Here is a 2,272-nt window from a genome sequence, read left to right on the forward strand (position 1 = left end):
CAGCGCCCGCGCGAAGGACGCCTTCGCCCCCAGGCGCAGGGCGGCAGCAGCGATCGCCACCACCAGCAGGGCCGGGCCGTAGAGCGAACTGGGCAGGGAAACCTTGGCGTACGGAATCTGCCAGTACGGAATGCCGGTGGCAAGGAAGGCGACGCTGAAGGCGGCGATGGCCCAGACGGTCTTTTCGTTCATGCGCTCTTTGGACATGGCTGCTCCGGCAATCACGAAGCGGGCCAATGCCTGCGCATGGCGTACCGGCCCCTGGCGCGACAAGTACTCCGCGGGCGACCCGCGCAGCGACGGAGCGCTTGCGCCACCGCATGGTGGCGGCAACGCCCTTGTTCCACTCCCCGGAACAGCGGCGACGTCTCGGCTGCTGCGTCTTGCAACGTCAGACAACCCTCACAACCGTGGCGTGATCAGCCGACTTGCCATGGGGAACCGTCCGCTAGTCCAGCCCTGTCGTTCAACGTACCCTTCACTTTCCGTTTCGAACAAACAGAAAGCCGGCACGGTCGCTCTGATGAGCGAACGCCTCCCTACATGCCGGCGTGAACACCGGCCACAGGACGCATCCACCACAGGAGAGGTAGCTCAAAATGACGGCTTGCGAGCACTTGCGCGCGGCGTATCGCCGCGACGCGAAAGCGCACTTCTGCAACCGTATGCGGCTCGACGACGTAACGATTGGCGCGTGCGTCAGGCTGCATCGGCGACCGGGCGCTGCACTCGACGAGGGGATCCAGGACGATGCTAGGCTGGACTCCTGACGCGCGGCGCCCCGCATGCAACCGAGCCAGGTGGAAGTGATGCGCGTGGTCGGCCCCGGAGTTTTCGTGGATGCCGGCGATGACGGCTACTACCTCGTCTTGCGCTCCGTCTCCCGCAGAGCCAGGACGCGCGACGTCGACATCTCCTTCTTTGGTCCGTTTCCCACCCCGGCGCTTGCCATTTTTCTGGCGGCCAGCGCTCGCGCCCTCAGGTTGACGGGACCGGAGCTGGAACCGCCGCACGCGGCGCCGGGAGGTGAGATAACGCAGGAAGCCACAGTCGCAGTGACCCCGACTCGGCAGCTCCGCGCCTCCTGACAGGCTTTCGGGGTTGCCCCTGCGTTACGCCCGCTGCCGCGCACGCTTCGCGCGGTGTGCCCCTGCCCCCAGCGGAGCGGACAGTCGAACCGTGGTTCCCACGCCCGGGATGCTGTCTATCGCAATGCGACCGGCGATCATGCCGAGGCGACGCTCGACATCCCACAACCCGGAGCCGTCGCTTCGCTTCCTTGCCTCGACGCGCGCGTCGAAGCCGGCACCGCGGTCGGATACCGTGATCTGGACGCGGGGTCCGGCGATGCGGTCCATGGCGAGGGTCACTTCGCTCACCCCGGCGTGTTTGGCGACGTTCATCAGCAGTTCGCGGGTCGCCTTGAAGAGCAGCAGCCGAGTGGCGACATCGGCCGGCTCTGCGTTGGGATCGCACGTGAGCCGGACGTCCAGCCCCTGCGCGCGCTTCAGCCATCCCGACAGCCAGTCCAGCGCCGCGCCCAGCCCCCTCTCGCGCACCAGCGGCGGATTGAGCCCGACGCTGAGCGAGCGCGCCATCTCGAGCGCCTCGCCGATCTCCTTGCGGACTTCGCCGGCGGTCGTAAGCCAAGTCTCGACCGGCGTGCGCCGGTCGAGTCCACTGAGCCGCAGTCTCGCGCCCACGAGCAGCGGCTGCACCTGGTCGTGCAGCAGTTCGTAGAGCAGGTCACGCTCGCGCTGTTCGGCCTGCGTCAACCCGATGGCGAGTTCGCGAAGCTGCGCGTCGCGTTCATCCAGGAGGCGCGAGCGCTCGTTGACCAGCGCGGCGAGTTCGGCGTTCATTTCGCGCAGCCGGTGTTCCGCTTCCTTCAACCCGGTCACGTCGGCCATGACACCGATCATGCGCCGACAGGCACCATCGGCGCCGTACTCGACGCGGGCATGGGAACTCATCCAGTGAATGCTCGCATCGGGCCACACTACACGATACTCGCAGGCGTAGTCTGTGCGCTCCGCCATCGCACGCCGGACCTCTGCCTCGACGCGCGGGAGGTCCTCCGGGTGCACCCGCTCAAGCCAGGCGGCAGTGCTCGGGGTCACCTCGTCCTGGTGATAGCCCAGAATCTCGGCGAGGCCGCGCGACCACACCACGTCGCCGGTCGCAACATTCCGGTCCCAGGTGCCATAGCGGGCGATTTCGGATGCCAGCTGAAGCCGCTCTTCGCTCTTGCGCAGCGCGTTCTCTGCCTGAA

The 2,272-nt window shown here is 67.3% G+C and carries 3 protein-coding genes; 1 reads left to right on the forward strand and 2 read right to left on the reverse strand.

The features are described 5' to 3' along the window. The coding region (locus JNK68_12080) for a hypothetical protein (protein MBL8541092.1) at positions 1-207 on the reverse strand (207 nt) is incomplete at its 3' end. 578 nt (positions 208-785) lie between these two features. On the opposite strand from JNK68_12080, the gene JNK68_12085 reads away from it, so the two are divergent. Further along, complete coding sequence (locus JNK68_12085) at positions 786-1,088, forward strand: hypothetical protein (protein ID MBL8541093.1); 303 nt, start codon at positions 786-788, stop codon at positions 1,086-1,088. Positions 1,089-1,112: 24 nt separating this feature from the next. On the opposite strand, the gene JNK68_12090 is transcribed toward JNK68_12085, so the two are convergent. Continuing rightward, a partial coding sequence (locus tag JNK68_12090) for a PAS domain-containing protein (protein MBL8541094.1) occupies positions 1,113-2,272 on the reverse strand: 1,160 nt, incomplete at its 5' end.

The organism is Betaproteobacteria bacterium (genome assembly GCA_016791345.1).
Classification (GTDB): Bacteria; Pseudomonadota; Gammaproteobacteria; order Burkholderiales; family JAEUMW01; genus JAEUMW01.

Excerpts from the sequence above, each read along its gene's own strand:
- JNK68_12085 (MBL8541093.1), top strand. The coding sequence starts at position 786 with ATGCAACCGAGCCAGGTGGAAGTGATGCGCGTGGTCGGCCCCGGAGTT.